Consider the following 21,418-nt stretch of genomic DNA (forward strand, 5'->3'; position numbering starts at 1 on the left):
TAGTTAAACAGGTGTAGTGGGTTAAGCCAGTGCTGCTAACATACAAAACCGTTTCATAACATTAGCGAGGAGACCTTTACCGGTTCTAAACCGAGAAACCAAAGTAATTTGGTACTTTACAAAGAAAGATAGCTTTGATGCAAAGAAGAGTGTTTGTACTCAGTAAAAATAGAAAACCTCTAATGCCATGCTCTCCAGCGAGAGCACGACAATTGTTAAAAGAAAGAAAAGCAAGTGTCTACAGGCAAGAGCCCTTTACCATCATTCTCCAAAAAAGAACACAGGGAGACTTACAAAAGGTGCAACTCAAGTTTGATCCGGGAAGCAAAATTACGGGGATGGCTCTTGTCGTATTTTTTCAAAAAGGTACAATCGTTACTTGGGCAGCAGAACTAGAACATCGTGGCGAAAAAATAGTCGATTTGCTAAGCAAAAGGCGTGCAATTCGCCGTAGTCGTCGCAATCGTAAAACACGATATCGCCCACCAAGATTCAGTAATCGTACAAGAAAAAAAGAATGGATTGCACCTTCTTTAAAATCAAAAGTAGATAACATCTTTAATTGGACGAAAAAACTACTCACTTATACACCAATTGACAACTTGTGTGTAGAAACAAATCGTTTTGATACCCAGAAGCTACAAAATCCTGAGATTTCAGGCGTCGAGTATCAACAAGGAACACTGTTTGGCTACGAGATTCGCGAATACCTACTTTACAAATGGAATCATCAATGCGTCTATTGCGATGCAGAAAATGTTGCATTGGAGATAGATCACATTCATCCACGAAGTAAAGGCGGAAGTAATCGTGTATCTAATCTGACCATTAGTTGTCGTAAGTGCAACGAAAACAAAGGTAATGGTGATATCCACAATTTTCTAAGCAAAGACAACAAAAGATTACAGAAAATTGTGTCTTATAGTAAAAAAACACTGCGGGATGCTGCAAGTATCAACACAACACGCTACGTCATCGGCAACCAGTTAAAGAAACTCGGTATAGATGTAGAATTTGCAAGTGGAGGAAAAACAAAAGCAAATCGTCGACACAACGGATTCAACAAACAACACTGGATTGATGCTGCCTGTGCAGGAGAGAGTGGAGAGAATGTAACTATTTCTCAAGACCTAATACCTTTGGGTATCCAATCTCAAGGTAGGGGCAGTAGGCAAATGTGTCGCATGGATCAATTTGGATTCCCTCGTACAACAGCGAAAAGTCAAAAAAGGGTAAAAGACTTTCAAACCGGTGACATCGTAAAAGCCATTGTGACAAAAGGTAAGAAAAAGGGTGTTTATGTTGGTCGTGTTGCCGTAAGATCTAACGGATATTTCAATATCAAAACGAATAATTCTACAGTACAAGGTATTTCTTATCGTTATTGTCAGTTGATACAACAAGTTGATGGATATTTTTATTTCCAGAAAGGAGATGCGAGATTGAAAAAGGCATCGTGCTCATGCTTCGCGCATTCGCGTCAGAGTGGCGATTCCTCCCCAACTTATAGAAGTCGGGGTATCCTCGCCATAAATTGATGAAATAGAAATCTAATTTACACAAAAGGAATTGCAATGCCTGCACAACAATACTTAGATATTGATAACTGGTCGCGCCGTGAACAATATTATTTCTTTAAAGCGTACGAAAATCCATTTTTTAATATTTGTACTATGCTCAACATCAAAAATTTACTCACATATTGCAAAGACAACAGCATCCCTCTATCACATGCGTATTTTTATCTATCGCAGAAAGCGGTCAACGAAGTATCAGAAATGCGCTATCGCATACACAATGACAAAGTTGTGATACACGACCATATCGATGCGGGTTGGGTGATGATGAAAGAAGATGGAAGTATACGTTTTTGTTATCTGCATTACACCACAGAATTTGATAACTTTCGCGCACAAATCGAAGAAATTACACGCAATATTGAAGACCTTCCTTTTGATTCCAATGAACAACGCGATGATTTAGTGTATTATTCGGTCTTGCCGTGGATTCACTTTACCGGTTTATCGCACGCACATCGCATGCCACGGAACGACTCCGTACCGCGTATCGTGTTTGGTAAATACAAACAGCAAGAAGATGAGGTCAATATGCCGGTTGCCGTAGAGGTTCATCATGCGTTAATGGATGGTTTTCACGTTGCGCAGTACTTGGAAAAACTGCAACGCTTTTTTGATGGTTGTGGTGATTTTTTGGTGTAGAGATTCGTTTTCATATTGGTGCCCTCACCATCGAATTAGCAGTTACAGCTGTGCTGTAAGCAACATAACAAAAGAAATTTGTTTCCGGATTGGTGCCCTCACCATCGAATTTAAGGTTTCAGCTTCGCTAAAAGCCTTAATTCTCATGCCTCTCCCACAGGGAGAGGCGTAACACGTCTTATTTGCTTCCATTTGTTTTCTTTGATGCATATCACCAACATAACATTGATGAACTAGTTTGCTGCACCACAACTTTGTCCCGCAACTCAAGAGAATTTTGTTTTTAACAAAAGAGAAGCATTACACCTCTCCCTGTGGGAGAGGTATGAGAATAGCAGCTTACAGCACAGCTGTAACTGCTCATTCGATGGTGAGGGCACCAATCCGGAAACGAAAATCACACCAAAACACCTACCAAGTAAGCGAAATTAAATACACGCAATTTCCCGCTACTGTGGCTGTTACCGCAATACCTAACGCAAACATCGCTCCGCGATGTGGTTGTTTTGCGCACATGTAAAATGTGGTGTGTAAAGCGCGAATACAGGCGTACGTGATAAAATAAATCAAGCAATATTGCGGGTTACCACCTAAGATTACTAGTGCCAGACTCAACAGCAAAAACATCGGAATGTTTTCCAAATCATTGCGCCAGCATCTTGCAGCGCGTTCGTCGCGGTCAATGTATTTTTGCATGGCCTCTTTGTTTTTATCGGCAAATCTTTCGGTGTCTTCGGGATTGATGAAGTGGTTACCTCTGAAGCGACTGTAACCTTGTATCATGGAATTCACGAACATTTTGAAAAAGAAAAACACACATAGGAAAACCCAGTAGTGAAATGCAGGATTGTCGCGTAACATATCGTACCTCACAAATATTGGTTACTTCGTTCCCGTATGAAACGGGAACGAAAATAATTGGTTATGCCACTTTGATTGCTAGCACTAGCTTTTGCTTGTCGATGGTGTACTCTTCGCTGGTATCTCCTTGAGGCTCATCGCTTTGTTTTAGAGATTTAGCAAGAGTTTGCTCTTGTATATAGTCTGGGTGGTTATCGATGGCTTTTTGCAAGTCTTTTTCAGCGCTATATTCGATATGAATATTGTCGTCTAACTTCAAATCAGCTGTTTTGCGTAGTTTTTGTACGCGATTGACGATTTCGCGTGCCAGACCTTCTAGCATTTGATCTTCATCTACGGTTGCGTCGATCTCTACAGTGATGTGAATATTTGACGCCACGTATTCGTGTCCCGGTTGTGGAGTGCGGTGTACATTGACCCCTTCACTGGTGATCTTTTCGCCTTCGATTTCGATTTCTTTGCCACTTTCTAGCTTAAAGAGCTCTTCCGTCGAAAGTTCTTGGATTTTTTTATTGATAACGCCAAACTTCTTGCCTAGCTTTTTACCCAATACGCGTCCGTTGGCTTTTGCCTGCAACTCGACATATTTCTCCTCTTCTTGCGAGTAATCTATGTCGCGAATATTGAGTTCTTCTTTCATGTAGCCTTCTAGCTCTTTTACGTTTTCTAAAAACTCTGCTGTACGGTGAATAATCGTCATGCGCTTTAGCGGAATTTTAACCTTTACTTTAGCTTTTTCACGTAAGTTACGCACCATAACCAATACTTGTTGCATGATACCCACCGATGTTTCCAAACTTGGCAAGATGCTTTCGTCTTGTGCAGTCGGGAAATCTTCTAGGTGTACACTTTCTTTTTTATCCGCACTATGTTGCGATAGGTTTTGGTAAATAATTTCCGCTTGAAACGGCGTAAATGGCGCCATTACTTTAGAGAGATTAATGAGCACATCATATAATGTTTGATAAGCAGCTTCTTTATCGTCACTTTGGCCTTGTTCCCAGAATCTTTTGCGGTTAAAGCGAATGTAGGTATTGGTCAAGTCTTCCACAAAGTCAAGGATAGCTGGTACTACATTGTATAAACGATACGCAGCCATTTCTTCTTCTATGCGCTTTAGTAAACTTTGCATACGTGACACAATCCACTTATCCAACAAGTTTGTGGTTTCAACCTTTTTGTCGGAAGGTTTCCATTTGTCTACTGCCGCGTAATTGCAGAAGAAACTGTATGCATTCCATGTCTTGAGGATAACGCGACGTACAATTTCCTTTACTCCCGCTTCAGAGAAACGCAGGTCTTCCGCGCGTACCGCAGGAGACTGAATCATATATAGGCGTAGTGCATCGGCACCGTATTCGTCGAGAACATAATTCGGATCGGGATAGTTCTTTAGACGCTTACTCATCTTATTGCCATCTTCGGCAAGCAAGATACCATTGACGATTACGTTTTTAAATGGTATAGAATCAAATAATGCCGTTCCTAAAATAGATAATGTATAGAACCAGCCTCGTGTCTGATCTAAACCTTCTGCGATAAAATCTGCAGGGAATGATTTTTCAAACTTTTCTTTATTTTCAAAAGGATAATGCGCTTGCGCGTAAGGCATCGATCCACTCTCGAACCAGCAATCGAGTACTTCCGACACTCGCTTTAGAGGCTTCTTGCCTGTCGGTGACGGGATTTCCAAATCGTCGATGTACTGGCGATGTATGTCAGTGATTTTTTTACCCGTAAGCTCCTCAAGTTCGGCAATGCTACCCACGCAAAGTGTTTCTCCGGTTTCCTCATTCATCCATAGAGGAATAGGGTTTCCCCAAAAACGGTTACGTGAAATTGCCCAGTCGCGAGCACCTTCTAACCATTTTCCAAAACGTCCGTCACGTAAATGCTCGGGAATCCAATTGGTCTTTTTGTTATTGGCGATAATGCGCTCTTTGATTTCTTCCACTTTGACAAACCATGTCGAAATCACGCGATAAATAAGCGGTGTATCGGAACGCCAACATACAGGAACGCGGTGTTGGATGGTATCTTGCTTGTATAGGAGTTTTTTCTCCTTGAGATGCTTGATAATATTTTTATCTGCTGCTTTTACATGTTGTCCCAGAAAATCACTCACTGGCTCGATAAATTGCCCATCATCGTCTATCGGCATCACTACGGGAATATTGTATTTTTGACAAATCGTAAAGTCCTCTTCACCAAATGCCGGTGCGGTGTGAACGATTCCTGTACCGTCTTCAATGGTCACATGGTCGCCAACGAGTACTTTAAAAGCACCTTCTTCGCGCTTTTCGCTAAAGTATGGAAATAGTGGCTCGTATTCCTTGCCTTCAAGATCTTTCCCTTCATAAGTTTCGAGTATTTCGAAACCTTTGTTTTTGGGAAAGTATGCCTTGAGTCGTTCTTTTGCCATGATGAGAAAATCATCGTGCTTATCGGTCTTGATTTTCACATACTCAATCTCTGGTCCCACACAAAGTGCTAAGTTACTCGGTAGGGTCCACGGAGTGGTTGTCCAAGCTAAAAAGCTAGTATTTTCTTCACCAATCGCTTTAAAAACAATCGTAATTGAAGGATCTTGTAAATCTTTGTAATTGGAACTCGCTTCGAAATTCGAAAGTGGTGTTGCCACCGCAGTGGAATACGGTAAAACTTTATAGCCGCGGTATACTAGGTCTTTTTCCCAAAGTTGTTTAAAAACCCACCATACCGATTCCATAAAATCAGGATTCATGGTCTTATAGTCGTTGTCAAAATCGACCCAACGTCCAATTCGTTCCACAGTTTGACGCCATTCAGATGTATAGCGCTGAACGATGCTCTTGCATTCATCGTTATAATTAGCAATACCAAACTCTTCTACACCCTTGCGGCCTTTGATATCGAGTTTCTTATCAATTTCGTATTCGACAGGCAAGCCGTGACAGTCCCAACCAAAACGACGTTCGACGCGGTAGCCCTTCATTGTCCAATAACGCGGTATAATATCTTTGATAATTCCCGCGAGTAAGTGACCGTAATGCGGGAGACCTGTGGCAAAAGGCGGGCCATCATAAAAACTATACAATTTGTCTTCCGAGCGCATTTCTACGCTTTTCTCGAACACTTGTTCTTTTTTCCAAAACTCTAGTATTTTCTTTTCCTCATCGGGAAAACTTACTTGAGTACTCACTTCATTAAAACTCATTTTATAATCCTTGTAATTTTTCAGCGATTTCGCGTAACTCGTCTGGTGTAGCTTTCTTTACGTTTGGTCCGTTTAACGGCAGTTCTTTTATTTCATTTGTGGGAATTAAATGCACGTGTACATGCGGCACTTCCCAACCAATCACTGTCATGCATACGCGTTGACAGTCGAGTTTTTCTTTTAGATGCTTTGCTACCTTTTTTGATAATTTCATTAAGTCGGTATATGTTTCATCATCAAGATCAAAGATATACGGATGTGGTTCTTTGGGGATTACCAAAGTGTGCCCTGTATTTACAGGTCGAACGTCTAGAAATGCCAGAAAACGTTCATCTTCATACACTTTTGCACAGGGGATATCACCCGAAATAATTTTTTCAAAAATTGTCGCCATTTTTTTCTTCCTCGAGAAATGGTTCTAGAAAACCAATAAATTCTTCGCCTTTTTTTCCCCAGCGAACTCCATGTCCACTTGATACCCTAGCTTCGTAAACAAGCGCGTGTTTGTAATGATAGAAAATATTCCACCATGTGGTGTTTTGTAAAATAGACAAGACAATTTGTCGCGCGTTATTGTTCTTTGTTTGCGCAGAGCCTTTCACTTCGCCCCAAAAATTATCGTCGGAACGGCCAACGTGTTTCGTCCATGCTCGCGCAGCAATTGTTAGTCCTTGTTTACCTTCCATAAATGCCGAAGACATCAATAGCTCTGTTGTGGGAGGTATCGCAGTGTAATCCGTGATGCTTGCCGGAGTATGACGCTGTCCCAACAACATAAGTATTTTCATACATCCTGCTTTTTGCAAACAACTGCCAAGAAGTGCCAAGTTAGAAGTTGTTGTCGCAAATTGAGTTTTCTGTAACGCGGAAAGTGCGTCTTGAAAATCGATAAAGGCTTGACTAAGGGGCGGTGTACACTCTACATGAAAGTGCGGAAGTGGTTGAGTATCACGGACTCCATTTTTGTGGAAATCCAACAAGTTTTGCGATAGTTTTGCCATGTGTTCTTCGACAAATAGTGCACTATGTTTTTGTAGCCATTCGCGATCAACATGATCTTTGCAGGCAAGTAATGATTGTTTTAACTGTAATTTTTCCATTTTGTTATCTGAATGAAGGAATGTAGCATTGCCAAAATATTGGCAATGCTACACTAGACCAATTTACTTAACAACGACTTTGGCATATTTTTTCTTACCAGCGCGCAATAAAATTTCTCCCTCTTGGAGGTGGGAAGTTGTAATTTTAAAATCAAAAGCTTGTATACGCTCATCGTTAACAGAAGCACCACCTTTTTTGATGAGTCTCTTCGCTTCACTTTTTGATGGTGTAAGATTCAACTTAAAGAAAAGCTCTGCCGCTAAAATTCCCTCTTCTAGTTCAGAAGATTCGACTTCAAGACTAGGTATATCCGCACCCTTTTTGTCACCACTCCATATTTTTTCGACGGTTTCTTGGGCTGTTTTTGCGGCCTCTTCGCCGTGATTTAGTTTGGTGGCTTCAAAAGCGAGTATTCTCTTTGCTTCGTTGATGTCTTTTCCTTGTAATTCTCCCAACTCATTGACTTTATCCATTGGCAAGAAAGTAAAAAGTCCCAAGAATTTTTTGACGTCGCGGTCGTCGGCATTACGCCAAAACTGGTAGTAATCCAAAGGTGAGCATAGATCTCCATCTAACCACACAGCTCCTTTTTCGGTTTTTCCCATCTTTGCGCCGGAAGCAGTAGTAATCAGAGGAAAAGTAATTCCATATCCCGTTTTTCGCTCGACACGACGAATGAGATCTATTCCCGCACAAATATTTCCCCACTGATCGTCACCACCCATTTGTAATATACAATCGTTATTTTTGATAAGGTGAAGAAAATCAAAAGCCTGAAGCAGCATGTAGTTAAACTCTAGAAACGACAAACCTTGCTCTTTTTCTAGACGTAATTTTACAGATTCAGCGGCCAACATCCTGTTTATGGAAAAATGTACGCCGTAGTCGCGTAAAAACTCAATGTAATTAATGGGGGACAACCAATCGGCATTGTTCACCATTATGGCTTTATCATCAGAGAATTCAATAAAACGACTGAGTTGTTTTTTTAACCCGGCCATATTTTGTTCGATATCTTCCGCAGTGAGCATTTTTCTCATTTCTGATTTGCCAGAAGGATCTCCGACCATCGCTGTTCCACCTCCTACGAGTGCGATAGGACGATGACCTGCACGTTGCATGTGAGCAAGAACCATAATTTGAACTAGACTACCTACATGGAGAGATGTTGCCGTGGGATCGAATCCGATATAGCAGGCAATGCTCTTTTTTTCTAGAATATCGCGTATTTTCATATCGGTAACTTGCTTAGGGGTTCCATCGTCTTCCGTTGCGATAAAACCTCTCTCCAGTAGAACATCAAACGCATTCATATTTTTTTGACTCCTGTTGTAACTTTGGTGTAGAAAATCGTTGGTATTTGCTGCCGTATTATTAGACTAACTAACTGCTAATATCCTTTGGTGAATGAAAAACTGTATGCTTAAAACGCTCCTTGAAATCGTCGAGATTCATATTGAGTTCTGCGGCCATTTGCGCCAAAAATTTTGTATTATCCAAATCTCGGTCGTTTAAGTGCATCATGTATTCTTGTGCAATTCGGTAAACGTAGCTATTGGTATTTAAATAACGTACCTTCGATTTTCCCGTTTCGGGGCTTATGATAGATTGGAAAGGTATGGGGTTTAATTCACCGTTATCTAAACAAATGACGACATTTCCCTGACACTTATCATCTTTATTGAGAAGGAAATACACGGCACTATACCCAAGATCTTTTGTATAAATTTGATCTTGTGGTATAGGATCAGCACAGCGCAATAAGTAACCTAGCTCTACAGAAACTAAGCGCGTACTTTTTCCCAATTCCGAAAAACGCTTTTCCAAGTTGGTGCGAATTCCCAACGCCAAGTTCACATCAGCAAGACGTCTATTTCCAAAAGAGTCACGTGTGATTTTCGATCCAGGAATTTTTTCGATTTCTTCGTCGGGTAACAGCTCACTAATTCCTTCGGCAATAACAGCGACACCGTGATTTTGTCCACGCACATTGCACTTCACCATCGCAACTTGAATAAGGTCACAAACATCATCAATAGTAATTGTCTTATTTTCAAACTGTTCGGGCACTATTGTTAAAGTGGCTCCTGAAGCTTTTCCAATTCCCAAAGCAAGGTGACCGGTATGTCTCCCCATTGCCACAGCCAACATCCAGCGATTTGTCGTTTTAGCATCGTGCATTAAGTTCTTCATTAAAGTCGCACCAACATGACACGCGGTTGCAAAGCCAAACGTATTTATGTTCTCAGGAAGGGGTAAGTCGTTATCGATAGTTTTTGGTACGTGTGCAAACTGGATATCTAACCCCTGTTTCTTTGCTTCTTCAGACAGCAAGTACGCACCATAAACAGTATCGTCACCACCAATCGTAACCATCTTGTCTATACCAACTTCTTTTAACATGGTCACACAATTTTGCACACCATTTTCTATCTTCCGTGGGTTTGTCCGCGACGTTCGTAGTATAGATCCACCTTGGAAGTGAATTTTATACACATCTTCCACTGTTAATTTGGCACTTTTTTCGCACACATCGTCAATGTTTCCCGCTGACAACCACTGGTAGCCATCATAAAACCCGACAACTTCCCAATTGCGCTTTAAAGCTTCGAGAGTCACCGCACGAATTACGCCATTAATACCGGGAGCGGGTCCACCTCCCACCAAAATTCCCAATTTACCTCTTTGAATAGATATACTCATGTAATTTTTAGTTCTGTTCGCAAACAGAATCATCTCCTAGTTTAAAATTTCGTCGATCTTGTCCATAACCTCTTTGGTGAGCTTTTCTTTCGCTTCGATAGCTTTCATATTTTCATGAACTTGCTCAACACTGGTTGCCCCGGTAATAACAGTACTTACATTAGGATTCACTAAGCACCACGCAATCGCTAGCTGTGCCATGGAGCACCCTAAGTCTCCGGCAAGACTCGTAAGCTTGCGAACTCTTTCAAGTTTATCCTCGGTCAACTCTTTTGCCAACCACGACTCTCTTTGTAAACGACTGTTTTCTGGAATTCCTTCGTTGTATTTTCCAGTTAAAATACCAGAGGCAAGAGGACTCCAAATTGTGGTTCCTAACCCATGGTTTTCGTAAAGAGACGCATATTCTTCTTCCACGCGCTCACGGTGAAACATATGGTATTGCGGCTGCTCCATTGTCGGAGGGATACAGTGGTACTTTTCTGCGATATCGTATGCTTGCTGTAGCTCGTCAGCACTCCATTCGGAGGTACCCCAATAAAATGCCCAACCAGAACGAATGATATGATCCATAGCACGAACAGTTTCTTCTATAGGAGTTTCAGGATCTGGGCGATGGCAGAATAACAAATCAACATATTCTAAGTCCAAACGCTTCAATGAATTTTTTGTTCCTTCGACTAAATGTTTCCATGAAAGTCCTTTGTCATTAGGACCTTCACCTCCCCAAAATATTTTTGTGGATATAACTAGGTCTTCACGGCGATATTCTTTTACAATTTGTGCCATTACGCTTTCGGACAGCCCTCGTGCATATACTTCGGCATTATCAAAAAAGTTGACACCGTGTTCAAAAGCAGCACGCATACAATTTTTGGCTACTTCCACATTGATATGTTTACCAAAGGTGAGCCAGGACCCAAAAGACAATTCGCTAACCTTTATACCTGCTTTTCCTAGTCTGTTATATTGCATTTTTAATTCCTTATTTTTCAATAGTTACTGTATTGCGTCCGACGCTAGTGAAAGGACCAACAAAGATGTTAAATAACGAGTCCCAAATGGTAAATCTAACGTATATTCGCGCATCAACGATGTCTTCATTGAGTTCAATATTTCCAGCTTTTCCCATAGGAAGAATTCCCCAAAAAACGTACCACTGGGTATACTCTTCTTTAATGGTTTTGTGAACACCTTGTCCTACAATTGTACGGCTGGAAAAACATCCGCTGAGAAAAATTAAAATCAAAATTAGGGGCAATATTTTTTTCATGGTTAAATGTCCTTTCATCAAAAGGAGAGGGCTTGTACACTTCAAGACATTTATCTTCTCTTCAATGTTTGGTTTACGTGAATGGGAGTTGAGAGGTTGATATTTTTGGTGATGTTAGTATAATACAAAATTGAGTTATTAGCATAATACAAAATTAAATAATTTCAACAAACTTTTGCTATGCGCGCAAAATGCCACTTTGATACGTTTTTCGTCGATATCATCACAGTTAAACAAAGACAATAAAGCATGATATGTGATGCTTGTGCGCAAAAATGATTAAGGAAGTTCTCAATGAAAAAAATAACCGTTTTTTTTATGTGTTTTATTTTTTTGCAAAGTATTTTATTTGCACAAAATGAAACACAACCAAAAAAAGCTGAAAATTCAGAAAAAGCACCTGTTGTAGAAAAACAGGATAAACGCGAAAAAAAAGATGAAGAGATCTTAAAAACTTTCTCTAAGGAAGAACGTGAGTTAGCCGAAGAGTCTCTAAAAGCTATGAGCGATGAAGAAAAAAAAGAAGCTTTAAAAGAGATTAAAGACAACGTAGAGAAAAAAGAAAATGTAAAAAAAGATGTACGCAAAAAAAATAAAAAATTCATTCGCGGTGTAATGCGCAAAATGCGTGGGATGAAAGATTTAAAAGATCTTGAAAAATTTGCTAAGCAAATGAAAAAAGAATGGGAAGCGTTACCTAAAGAGAAAAAACGCAAAATGATTCACGGTGCGATGTCCAAAATAGACAAAATGCGCAAAAAACTAAAGCAGTACGACACCGAAGTTAAACTTCGCAAGAAGAAAGATGGTTTTTCTGTTGAAATTGAAATGAATAAGAAGAAAAAACATCACGACCATGGTCATGGACACCACCATGCACATCATGGTGGCAAAAAAATTAAGAACATGACTTTACAAGAATTGAAAGCACAACTAAAGCCATGGATCAAAAAACAAGTATCTAAAGGCTGTACCTGCAAAGCAAAAGCTGAAAAAGCGGCATGTGCTGACTCAAGCTGCAACACAAAAGCGAAAGCTAAGTCTTGCTGCGGTACTTGCAAAGGTCAAGCTAAAGCGAAAGCTAAGTCTTGTTGCGGTACTTGCAAAGGTCAAGCTAAAGCGAAAGCTAAGTCTTGTTGCGGTACTTGCAAAGGTCAAGCTAAAGCGAAAGCTAAGTCTTGCTGCGGTACTTGCAAAGGCCAAGCTAAAAAAGCAGCATGCGCTGATTCAAGCTGCAACACAAAAGCAAAAGCTAAGTCTTGCTGCGGTACTTGCAAAGGTCAAGCTAAAGCGAAAGCTAAGTCTTGTTGCGGTACTTGCAAAGGTCAAGCGAAAAAAGCTACTTGTTCCACAAAGTCTGCTTGTTCTACAAAGTCTGCTTGTTCTACAAAGTCTGCTTGCTCTACAAAGTCTGCTTGCTCCACAAAAGCAAAAGCCAAATCTTGCTGTGGCACTTGCAAAGGCAAAGCTAAAGCTAAGGCAAAATCTTGCTGTGGTACTTGCAAAGGCAAAGCTAAACATGCGCACAAGCATCATGCACACAAGCATCATGCACACAAGTATCATGCACACAAGCATCATGCACACAAGCATCATGCACACAAGCATCATGCACACAAGCATCATGCACACAAGCATCATGCACACAAGCATCATGCACACAAGCATCATGGATGTCACAGTGCTCGTGGATACCACAGCAAAGGTCATGGATGTCATGCAAAACGTGGACATGGATGTCACAGTGCTCGTGGATATCACAGCAAAGGTCATGGATGTCATGCAAAACGTGGACATGGATGCCACAGTGCTCATGGCTACCACAGCAAAGGCCATGGATGTCATACAAAACGTGGACATGGATGCCATAGCGCTCGTGGATATCACAAAGGTCATGGATGTCATGCAAAACGTGGGCATGGATACCACAGTGCTCATGGCTACCACAGCAAAGGCCATGGATGTCATACAAAACGTGGACATGGATGCCATAGCGCTCGTGGATATCACAAAGGACATGGATGTCATACAAAACGTGGACATGGATGCCATAGCGCTCGTGGATATCACAAAGGACATGGATGTCATACAAAACGTGGACATGGATGCCATAGCGCTCGTGGATATCACAAAGGTCATGGATGTCATACAAAACGTGGACATGGATACCACAGTGCTCATGGCCACCACAGCAAAGGTCATGGATACCATAGAAAACGTGGATACGGATATGGATACCACAGCAAAGGTCATGAACATCATGGTTCTAAGCGCCACAAATACAAAAAGTATCAGTGGAAACAAAAGAAATCCAAGAAGCACCACCACAAATCGTCTTTCAGTTCACAACAAGCTGAACTAAAGCCAGAGTTTGTCAATGAAGAAGTAGAGTTAGAAATCATCGACACAACTACAGATGAAACAGACATTATGGATGAAATTCTAGGCGAGCTAGAAGACGAACTAAACTAAGTTATGCTGTAAAAATTTATATTAACACAAAAACTTGTCGGCAAATTGCCGGCAAGTTTTTTTTGTGAATGGAAAAGTTTTGAAAAGAAAAAGTAAAGTATACGAAGAGGCTGTAATACAACAAAAGCACCATAAGGGAAAATTTTTAGCTGATGTAAAGCAAAAAGTAGCGGTGCGTAATGCTGTACCAGGAGATGTCGTCGATGCACGTATTGTCAGTCGACGTAAAAAATGTAGACAAGCCGTCATTGATAAAGTCCATGTTCTTTCTTCAGTAAGAGTTTCACCATTTTGCGAACATTTTGGGGTATGTGGTGGCTGTCGTTGGCAAAACATTGGCTATGAAAATCAATTACGCTACAAACAAGATGAAATAGGCCTTTTATTCACAGAACTTACTTCAAGCCAAAAAATACAACCGATCATATCATGTGAACAAACGCAGTATTTCCGCAATAAAGTAAATTTTTCATTCTCTCACGCACGTTGGTTAACAGAAGATGAGTTGGACTGTGATTTACAACACAAGAATGGCGTTGGATTTCATGTGTCAGGACGGTACGATAAAGTTGTCGATTTACAAAAATGTTACCTGCAAACAGGTCCCTCTAACGACATTCGACTACTCATACGCGATTATGCACGAGAAAAAAACTGGTCATTTTACAACATACATAAAAATGAAGGTTTTATACGAAGTTTAGTCATTCGTAACACCAGCAACAATGAATTTATGGTCATCGTTGTTGTGGCAGAAAAAGACTGCGAAGAAATATTTCCCCTTTTGCAACTCATCCAAGAAAAATTTTCCGATGTTACGTCCATTTTTTATGCCGTAAATTTGACAGGTAACGACTCACTAGATGGCGTAGATATCATTCACTTTTGGGGGCAACATTACATTACAGAATACCTGAATTCACTGCAATTCGCCATCGGACCGCGTTCTTTTTTTCAAACCAACACCCAGCAATGTCTAAGGCTATACGAAAAAATATTAGATTTTGCCAACTTTACCGGGCAAGAAGTCGTCTATGATTTGTATACGGGTGTGGGGAGCATAGCGTTATTTATTGCAAAATACGTACAAAAAGTAGTGGGAATCGACTATGTCGAAGATGCCATTGATGATGCGCGAAAAAACGCCACCTTAAATGATATAAAAAATGCGCAATTTGTCGCGGGAAATGTTCAAGAGATGCTCAACAGCGATTTTGTGGAAGAACATGGATCCCCTGAAATCGTGATAGTTGATCCTGCACGTGAAGGTATGCGCAAAAAAACATGTCGCGAACTTATCGATATCGCCCCACAAAAAATTATCTATGTAAGTTGCAATCCTAAAACGCAAGTAGAGGATTTAGAGCTGCTAGCAGAAAAATACGCCATTGAACAAATTCAACCAGTAGATATGTTTCCTCACACACACCATATTGAAAATATAGTGCTTTTAGTAAAGGTAAAATGAAATGTCTATACAACAAAAAAAATCTGATTATATTGGATCTTTGAATCAGCTAATGACAACGAGTTGTATTTTGGCTGGTTTTGCATTTAGCGGACTCATTTCTTTGCCTGGTATAGAAAAAGAAATGTTTTCGAAAATTGTCCATTACTTTTCGGGAGATTTATCTCTCGGCTTTTATGCATCGTTCTATACTCTATTTTTCTCGACAATTTGCTTTTTATCCACCATCATGATTATTCTCGTTTACAAAGTACACAACTTCACAATACCGTTTGCCAAATTAAGAAACATTCATTTAATAGCAAACTTAACCTTTAGTATCGCTATTTCCGCGCTGATGATGTCGGTCATTTCTTTTGGAATCCCAAATTATATGGGAATTTGCTTAGCCATTTTCCTTGGCGTTGTGGTAGGAGGAAGTTTTGTGTGGGAAAATCTTCTACCTAAGCAACATCAGAAACGCATACAGCAGGTGGAAGACGAACAGAAAAAGGAACAAGAGAGCGCCGCACAATCCACCAACGAACAACAAGAACAACCATCAGAAGATACACCACAGGACAAGTCAGATTCTTCTGAGAGCGAATCGCATACCGAAGGTTCGAATCTGTAGGAAACGAGTATCATCTTCATATTGATGCCCTCACCATCGAATTAGCAGTTTCAGCATAGCTGAAACCTGCTATTCTCACACCTCTCCCACGGGGAGAGGTGTAATGCTTCTCTTTTGCTAAAAACAAAATTCACTTGAGTTGCGGGACAAAAGTAGTGATGTAATACACTATTTAGCGAAGGTGTGCCTGCGATATGCATCAAAGAAAACAAATGGAAGCAAATAAGACGTGTTGCGCCTCTCCCTGTGGGAGAGGCATGAGAATTAAGGCTTTTAGCGAAGCTAAAACCTTAAATTCGATGGTGAGGGCACCAATCGGAAAACGAATATCTTAACTTAATCAATATCTAAAATCTGCGATGGTGAGGGCACCAATCTCAAAACGAATCTCTTAACTTAATCGATATCTAAAATCTGTGATGGTGAGGGCACCAATCTCAAAACGAATCTCTTAACTTAATCGATATCTAAAATCTGTGATGGTGAGGGCACCAATCTCAAAACGCCCCTAATACTTCTTACGTATCTTCATATTTTTACGAAAGGCATTTCCGCTGGTACTTTTCGTGGGTTTCTTCACTTTAATCACCGTGGGTTTCTTTTTCTTTGGTTTTGGCTTGTTTGTCTTAGGTTTGCGCTTTTTCACAGGCTTGGCAATAACCACCACTCTTTGTGAAGGCTTATGAGCAAAACGGTGTGCTGTAAATATGCCTGCTAAAAATCCAAACAAATGGCTTTCCCATGACACGCCAGGATCTCCGGGAAGTACCTGAAATACCATACCTCCGTAGATAAAAATAATCAAAACCGACACCAAAATGTACAAGAATTTCTTACGAAAAAAACCGACAGCGACAATGTATCCAAAAAGGCCGAAAATAACGCCACTCGCACCTATATGATTGGCCTCACGTGCAAAAATCCACGTCGCAAAACCACCGACGATCATAAGATTTGCTAATATCGAAAAAAATAGTGCCGGTTCTATCAGCGCCAGAATACAGCCGAAAATAAAGAAACTCGTTGTATTTGCAATGAGATGATACATGTCCCCATGTAAAAATGGCGCAGTAAAAATCCCGGCAATTCCAATTGTTTCTCGTGGAATAATACCATATCTACTTATGTCGGGGAAGATAAGTGCAATGACATGTACAATCCATAGTATAGCAATAATTTTTACGACACTTCCTAGTCGATCCATATCACCAGCTCTCTATTGGTGTAACTATTATTTTTGTAGAAGTTGTAATATGAAACTTGCAAATTCGTCGTTGGGAATCCGTTGTATAAGTCGTTCGAAAATGACTTTTGCCTGATCTTGGTTTCCAGTTGTTGCTAGTATGTATCCTAAAATGGATAGAGCTTTTGTATTGGTAGGTTGTTGCCTTACTGTTTCAGCAAGTGCTTTAAGATGATTTTTAAATGTGGTATTTTTTGCATAGTACTGCGGCCAGTCTAGTAAACTGAGTTCTTTCTCCACAACTGTTTTTTTCAGAAGACCATATGTACCTTCATATTTCTTCATGGCAAAGCTTGTCATACACAGTAACCATAGGGCTTCTTTTCCTTGGCTACTTGTTATTTGCCTTGTAAAAAATTTTGCCGCTTGCTGGTACTCTCCTTGGTGGAAAAGTTCTATTCCTTCGCGCAAGACAGGGTTGTATTGAGAAAAGTCTTTTTTGACACGCTGTGATTTAGGTTGTCGCTGGCGTCGTGGTTGTTCTCTTCTAATGGGTGGTGTAATTTCATCATCCACTTCTCTTTTAGATGTTTGTGGTCCCTCGAGAAATTGTTCCCACAGAAACTCCACCTGCGCAGGATGATATTGCTGTTGACGAAGATGTTCAATAGCGATTTGTACTCGCTGTGTATCACCACGTAAAAATGATAAATATGACCACAGAAAAAGTAAGTTTAAGTCTTCGGGATTTTGTTGTATTTTTTCTTCAAGTTTTGCCACTGTGTCTTCCAAATGGCTTCGTTGACCAAACTGTTTATTGATCGAGAATTGTTTAGAAAAGTTTTTCGGCGCTAATTGAAAAGCCTTAAGTAACGACTTTGACGCGTGAGCAAATTTACCGGTGGCAGCAAAACTGTGAGTTAGATTGTACAAAGATTGCGGATTCTCAGGATATAGAGCAAAAGCGGTTGCCCATTGTTCAACAGCTTCAACAAACTTTCCTTGGCGTAGATAACTATATCCAACTTGCTCGATTTGTTCATAGCTGAGATAAAAAGAATTGGCTTTTTCACCACTAACAATTTCGTACAATTTTTGCGCTTCCATGTGACTGTGGTTTTTAGCTAGTACAAGTTGATACGCCGTCTGCGCTTTTTTGCGGTTTTCTGAAAATTGGCACAAAAAACCAAAAAGAAGGTAGGCATTTTCGTCGCGATTTGTCTGCAAAAGCCAGCGTTCAAAGTCGTCTCTTTTGCGCAAAAACTCAAAATTATCGGGGAAAATAGCGAGAAGATTAAACCTTGTTTTTTGCCAGTGCGGATAAAGACCAATAGTTCGGCGGAGAATATCTCCGCCCAGAACATACTCTTTATTCGCGAAACTGCAAAGAGAAAGGTAGAATAGCGGAACAGGATGGTTGGGGCTTTTCAAAGCGGCGGAAGCAAACTCAAAACTTGCTTCACTGTAGTCACCGCTTCGAAAAAGCCGTTCTCCAGCAACAATTTGCTGCTGGACATCCGTGATATTTTGCTTTTTGGCATAGCGATGCAAGTCATCGATGTTTTGAGCTTGCAACGTTGCGACAAGTATTATAAAGGAAAAAGTTATATATCTTAACATAAATTTAGAATGTTTCTGGTGAGAAGTCTAAAGCATCCGCTTCTTCTGTTTCCTGTTCTTTTTCTATGCCCGCATTTGTTGGTGTTGCTGAATTTTTAGGAGCTTCTTGTGAATGTGTAACTGGTTGCCATGCTTTGCCACTGTATGTGTTGACTTGTGCGCTCATGACATCCATGATTTCATTGTACAAGCGAGCTTCCATCGCAGCGTTGTTACCAACGTTTACCCAATGATGATTAGGCTGATAGTTTGAATGTCCCCATGCATTAGGTTCAGATACGTCTAGTTGTTCTAAAACACGTACAGAAGGAGCATAATAACCATCTTCATCTTGTACGATTCTAGTAACCACTTTTACGCGATTCTTGCTTGTTCCAAAGTCACCTTCTACGCGACTTACAGCAATAAGAGTATCTTCTCTTGTTTTAGAAGGTTTTACAGTTAAACCATGGCGGTGCATTACTGTTTGTGAAGCAACCCACGCACGATCATAGTCGTCGTTGCTAACAAATACATTGCGACCACAACCTGTAACTAATAGCATGGAAAATAAAACAATAGCTACTGCAAATAATCTCATATATATTCCTCGCTTAAGTTAATTTTAGATAAGGATTTTGTAGAATATAAGTTCTATGTCACTGTTATAAGTGACACAATAGCAAGTAATTATTTCCTATTACATAAATAGTAGCACAAAATCTTTTTTTTGCAAATGTATTTTGCCGTCGGCAACGGTTATTTTCACAGAATTTTTCAAATCCAATATTGGCTCTGAGCTCCACACAAATGATAAAACCGTTCTGATCCCAAGCCCATCTCTATCTAAATAGTAAAACGTTGTATATCAACACCTTAATAATTTATTTATCATTTCTCTAAAAAGATCTTTGACATCAACAATAACAAGTATTAATATATTAGTACTAAAAAATTAGTATTGAATACGGAGAAAAATTTATGGCAAGGCGAAAATCTAAAATTCTAACAGAGGTGGAAGCAGAAATAATGCAAATCTTATGGAAAAAAGGACAAGCTTCTGTTCAGGAAATTTGCAATGAGTTAGCATCGAAACAAGCCTACACAACCGTCGCAACGATGCTACGCGTTTTAGAATCGAAAAAATATGTATCACATGTCGTCGACGGACGCACGTATATTTATTCTCCTTTACGCGAAAAAGAAAAAGAGCAAAACAATGTGTTGAAGTACATTACACAACGTTTTTTTGAAGGGTCGGTAAAGTCGCTGCTTGTACATCTTGTCCAGGGAGACAATTTATCAAAAGAGCAATTACAAGAGTTACGAGACATTATCAATTCAAAAGAAGAAGAGAAATAGTATGGTGGAAATTTTTACAAACATTGGCCATAGTTTGCTACCTTTAACAATGTGTTTATTCATCGTTTTCGTTGTCAACAAATACGTTATTGCCAACTGCCATCACTTGCGTTTTCCACTAGCGATATCGGCAATGATTTTTTGTATACTTCTACCGTGGTTGCTTCTTTTCATCCCAGGCTTTGCAAAAAGTACAGCAAGCAGTCCCGCAGAAAAGTCCCGTACAACAATAGTGGAACCGGTAAAAAACGCTCCTTCACTGACTGAATCGGCAAACTTAAAGACTCAAAAAGAACAACAATTTCACTTTTCTTTTGTATGGCCGTGGATCATTATAAGCGGGCTGATGTTAACACACACCTTGTTGACAACGCTTTACATTACATATTTTTGGTGCCGTAAACAACCAGTAGCAACACCAGAGCAACAAAAGTATTTACAACAACTTTGTAAAGAGCTATCGATAAAAAGACGTGTTGTTTTACACAAGTCCACAACTTCTGCCCCAGGTACTTTTGGCGTTTTTAAACCTGTGGTCATCGTTCCCGAATTTTTATTGACAAATTTTTCCCAAAGAGAACTGCGTTACATTCTTTTACACGAATTGGTACACATTCATCGCGGTGACCAAATTTTTGTATTTTTACAAAAACTCTTTCTCTCGATTTATTTCTTTCATCCTTTGGCATGGTGGATTACACAAGAAGCTGCACAAAGCATGGAGATTTGTTGCGACAGACAAGTTGTGCTCCATGAACAAAACAGTATAGGTTACACAAAATCTTTTGTGCGTTTCTTAGAACTCAAAAACACATTTTGTCCTTCGCCTCGTTTTGCCATAGGCTATTTTGCCCACGTAAAACAACGCGTAGATGTTTTATTAAATAATCCAATACCGATCTCACGCAAACGCTACATAGCAGCAATTTTAACCATTTTACTCGTTTGGTGTGGCTCTTTATACGCTTGGGGAAATGGAAAATATCCACAACAGAAACTCGGACACGCCGCAATGCATATAAGTAGCTATGACACCGAAGACCCTATTGAAGTTGGGCAAACGACAACATATGTGATTTCGCTACGCAATGAAGGCACAGCGAACTGCACCGATATTGTTCTTACCAACAATATTCCGCAAGAGATGGAATTTGTAAAAGCAACAGGTCCTAGTAACTTTTCTATCAACAATTCGCGAATTCAATTTAATGCGGTTGACAATGTTGCACCCGGTAAAGTGCTGAATTACAAAATAACACTTCGTGCACGTACATCAGGGTCTGCAAAAAATACAGCGCTAGTTAAGTTTAATGAATTTAGCTACACAATGCGCAACGAAGAAGGAACAACTGTATACGGTGAATGAGA

At 40.1% G+C, this 21,418-nt stretch carries 18 protein-coding genes; 7 read left to right on the plus strand and 11 right to left on the minus strand.

The features are described from left to right. Positions 1-137 precede the first annotated feature (137 nt). Both iscB and UABAM_RS10695 read left to right on the plus strand, forming a co-directional pair. Positions 138-1,538, plus strand: a complete 1,401-nt coding sequence (gene iscB, locus UABAM_RS10690; protein WP_151967992.1) for an RNA-guided endonuclease IscB — start codon at positions 138-140, stop codon at positions 1,536-1,538. A 36-nt stretch (positions 1,539-1,574) separates the two neighbouring features. Continuing rightward, on the plus strand, positions 1,575-2,219 hold the full coding sequence (locus UABAM_RS10695) for a chloramphenicol acetyltransferase (protein ID WP_151967993.1): 645 nt from the start codon (positions 1,575-1,577) through the stop codon (positions 2,217-2,219). A 411-nt stretch (positions 2,220-2,630) separates the two neighbouring features. Here UABAM_RS10695 and UABAM_RS10700 read toward each other — a convergent pair whose 3' ends face one another. From UABAM_RS10700 to UABAM_RS10735, 8 genes are all read right to left on the minus strand, one after another. Beyond that, positions 2,631-3,080, minus strand: coding sequence for an MAPEG family protein (locus UABAM_RS10700; RefSeq protein WP_151967994.1), 450 nt, complete (start codon positions 3,078-3,080; stop codon positions 2,631-2,633). Between the two features lie 61 nt (positions 3,081-3,141). Beyond that, entirely contained in the window at positions 3,142-6,276 is a 3,135-nt protein-coding gene (gene ileS / locus UABAM_RS10705) for an isoleucine--tRNA ligase (protein ID WP_151967995.1), read from the minus strand. A gap of 1 nt (position 6,277) precedes the next feature. Then, a complete protein-coding gene (locus UABAM_RS10710; protein WP_151967996.1) occupies positions 6,278-6,670 on the minus strand; it encodes an HIT family protein in 393 nt (130 codons plus the stop codon). After that, entirely contained in the window at positions 6,654-7,376 is a 723-nt protein-coding gene (locus tag UABAM_RS10715) for a hypothetical protein (RefSeq protein ID WP_151967997.1), read from the minus strand. Before UABAM_RS10715 ends, UABAM_RS10710 begins: the two co-directional genes overlap by 17 nt. Positions 7,377-7,439: 63 nt before the next feature. After that, the gene (tyrS, locus tag UABAM_RS10720) at positions 7,440-8,690 is read right to left on the minus strand and encodes a tyrosine--tRNA ligase (RefSeq protein WP_151967998.1); all 1,251 of its coding nucleotides are present in this window, start codon (positions 8,688-8,690) and stop codon (positions 7,440-7,442) included. Positions 8,691-8,760: 70 nt separating this feature from the next. Then, entirely contained in the window at positions 8,761-10,080 is a 1,320-nt protein-coding gene (locus UABAM_RS10725; RefSeq protein WP_151967999.1) for a 6-phosphofructokinase, read from the minus strand. Between the two features lie 36 nt (positions 10,081-10,116). Beyond that, complete coding sequence (locus tag UABAM_RS10730; protein WP_151968000.1) at positions 10,117-11,055, minus strand: potassium channel beta subunit family protein; 939 nt, start codon at positions 11,053-11,055, stop codon at positions 10,117-10,119. 10 nt (positions 11,056-11,065) lie between these two features. Next, the gene (locus tag UABAM_RS10735; RefSeq protein WP_151968001.1) at positions 11,066-11,353 is read right to left on the minus strand and encodes a hypothetical protein; all 288 of its coding nucleotides are present in this window, start codon (positions 11,351-11,353) and stop codon (positions 11,066-11,068) included. Between the two features lie 294 nt (positions 11,354-11,647). Here UABAM_RS10735 and UABAM_RS10740 point away from each other — a divergent pair, with 294 nt between their 5' ends. From UABAM_RS10740 to UABAM_RS10750, 3 genes are all read left to right on the plus strand, one after another. Then, positions 11,648-13,825 carry a hypothetical protein gene (locus UABAM_RS10740; protein WP_151968002.1) on the plus strand — a complete coding sequence of 726 codons (2,178 nt, stop codon included), beginning with the start codon at positions 11,648-11,650 and terminating at the stop codon, positions 13,823-13,825. Between the two features lie 79 nt (positions 13,826-13,904). After that, positions 13,905-15,293, plus strand: a complete 1,389-nt coding sequence (rlmD, locus tag UABAM_RS10745; RefSeq protein WP_173013243.1) for a 23S rRNA (uracil(1939)-C(5))-methyltransferase RlmD — start codon at positions 13,905-13,907, stop codon at positions 15,291-15,293. Position 15,294: 1 nt separating this feature from the next. Beyond that, on the plus strand, positions 15,295-15,906 hold the full coding sequence (locus tag UABAM_RS10750; protein WP_151968004.1) for a hypothetical protein: 612 nt from the start codon (positions 15,295-15,297) through the stop codon (positions 15,904-15,906). A 508-nt stretch (positions 15,907-16,414) separates the two neighbouring features. On the opposite strand, the gene UABAM_RS10755 is transcribed toward UABAM_RS10750, so the two are convergent. From UABAM_RS10755 to UABAM_RS10765, 3 genes are read right to left on the minus strand one after another with little or no spacing between them, the layout of a single operon-like run. Continuing rightward, the gene (locus tag UABAM_RS10755; protein WP_151968005.1) at positions 16,415-17,110 is read right to left on the minus strand and encodes a rhomboid family intramembrane serine protease; all 696 of its coding nucleotides are present in this window, start codon (positions 17,108-17,110) and stop codon (positions 16,415-16,417) included. Between the two features lie 27 nt (positions 17,111-17,137). Beyond that, entirely contained in the window at positions 17,138-18,709 is a 1,572-nt protein-coding gene (locus UABAM_RS10760) for a tetratricopeptide repeat protein (RefSeq protein WP_151968006.1), read from the minus strand. A 4-nt stretch (positions 18,710-18,713) separates the two neighbouring features. After that, entirely contained in the window at positions 18,714-19,289 is a 576-nt protein-coding gene (locus tag UABAM_RS10765) for a hypothetical protein (protein ID WP_151968007.1), read from the minus strand. 380 nt (positions 19,290-19,669) lie between these two features. Between UABAM_RS10765 and UABAM_RS10770 the strand changes: the two genes are divergently transcribed. Further along, positions 19,670-20,050 (plus strand): BlaI/MecI/CopY family transcriptional regulator, encoded by a 381-nt coding sequence (locus UABAM_RS10770; protein ID WP_151968008.1) that lies wholly within the window; start codon positions 19,670-19,672, stop codon positions 20,048-20,050. 1 nt (position 20,051) lies between these two features. Further along, positions 20,052-21,416 carry a M56 family metallopeptidase gene (locus tag UABAM_RS10775; protein WP_151968009.1) on the plus strand — a complete coding sequence of 455 codons (1,365 nt, stop codon included), beginning with the start codon at positions 20,052-20,054 and terminating at the stop codon, positions 21,414-21,416. Positions 21,417-21,418 lie beyond the last annotated feature (2 nt).

Origin of the sequence: Candidatus Uabimicrobium amorphum, from assembly GCF_009002475.1 — a bacterium.
Lineage (GTDB): Bacteria > Planctomycetota > Uabimicrobiia > Uabimicrobiales > Uabimicrobiaceae > Uabimicrobium > Uabimicrobium amorphum.

Excerpts from the sequence above, each read along its gene's own strand:
- iscB (WP_151967992.1), top strand. The coding sequence starts at position 138 with ATGCAAAGAAGAGTGTTTGTACTCAGTAAAAATAGAAAACCTCTAATG.
- UABAM_RS10695 (WP_151967993.1), top strand. The coding sequence starts at position 1,575 with ATGCCTGCACAACAATACTTAGATATTGATAACTGGTCGCGCCGTGAA.
- UABAM_RS10700 (WP_151967994.1), bottom strand. The coding sequence starts at position 3,080 with ATGTTACGCGACAATCCTGCATTTCACTACTGGGTTTTCCTATGTGTG.
- ileS (WP_151967995.1), bottom strand. The coding sequence starts at position 6,276 with ATGAGTTTTAATGAAGTGAGTACTCAAGTAAGTTTTCCCGATGAGGAA.
- UABAM_RS10710 (WP_151967996.1), bottom strand. The coding sequence starts at position 6,670 with ATGGCGACAATTTTTGAAAAAATTATTTCGGGTGATATCCCCTGTGCA.
- UABAM_RS10715 (WP_151967997.1), bottom strand. The coding sequence starts at position 7,376 with ATGGAAAAATTACAGTTAAAACAATCATTACTTGCCTGCAAAGATCAT.
- tyrS (WP_151967998.1), bottom strand. The coding sequence starts at position 8,690 with ATGAATGCGTTTGATGTTCTACTGGAGAGAGGTTTTATCGCAACGGAA.
- UABAM_RS10725 (WP_151967999.1), bottom strand. The coding sequence starts at position 10,080 with ATGAGTATATCTATTCAAAGAGGTAAATTGGGAATTTTGGTGGGAGGT.
- UABAM_RS10730 (WP_151968000.1), bottom strand. The coding sequence starts at position 11,055 with ATGCAATATAACAGACTAGGAAAAGCAGGTATAAAGGTTAGCGAATTG.
- UABAM_RS10735 (WP_151968001.1), bottom strand. The coding sequence starts at position 11,353 with ATGAAAAAAATATTGCCCCTAATTTTGATTTTAATTTTTCTCAGCGGA.
- UABAM_RS10740 (WP_151968002.1), top strand. The coding sequence starts at position 11,648 with ATGAAAAAAATAACCGTTTTTTTTATGTGTTTTATTTTTTTGCAAAGT.
- UABAM_RS10750 (WP_151968004.1), top strand. The coding sequence starts at position 15,295 with ATGTCTATACAACAAAAAAAATCTGATTATATTGGATCTTTGAATCAG.
- UABAM_RS10755 (WP_151968005.1), bottom strand. The coding sequence starts at position 17,110 with ATGGATCGACTAGGAAGTGTCGTAAAAATTATTGCTATACTATGGATT.
- UABAM_RS10760 (WP_151968006.1), bottom strand. The coding sequence starts at position 18,709 with ATGTTAAGATATATAACTTTTTCCTTTATAATACTTGTCGCAACGTTG.
- UABAM_RS10765 (WP_151968007.1), bottom strand. The coding sequence starts at position 19,289 with ATGAGATTATTTGCAGTAGCTATTGTTTTATTTTCCATGCTATTAGTT.
- UABAM_RS10770 (WP_151968008.1), top strand. The coding sequence starts at position 19,670 with ATGGCAAGGCGAAAATCTAAAATTCTAACAGAGGTGGAAGCAGAAATA.
- UABAM_RS10775 (WP_151968009.1), top strand. The coding sequence starts at position 20,052 with ATGGTGGAAATTTTTACAAACATTGGCCATAGTTTGCTACCTTTAACA.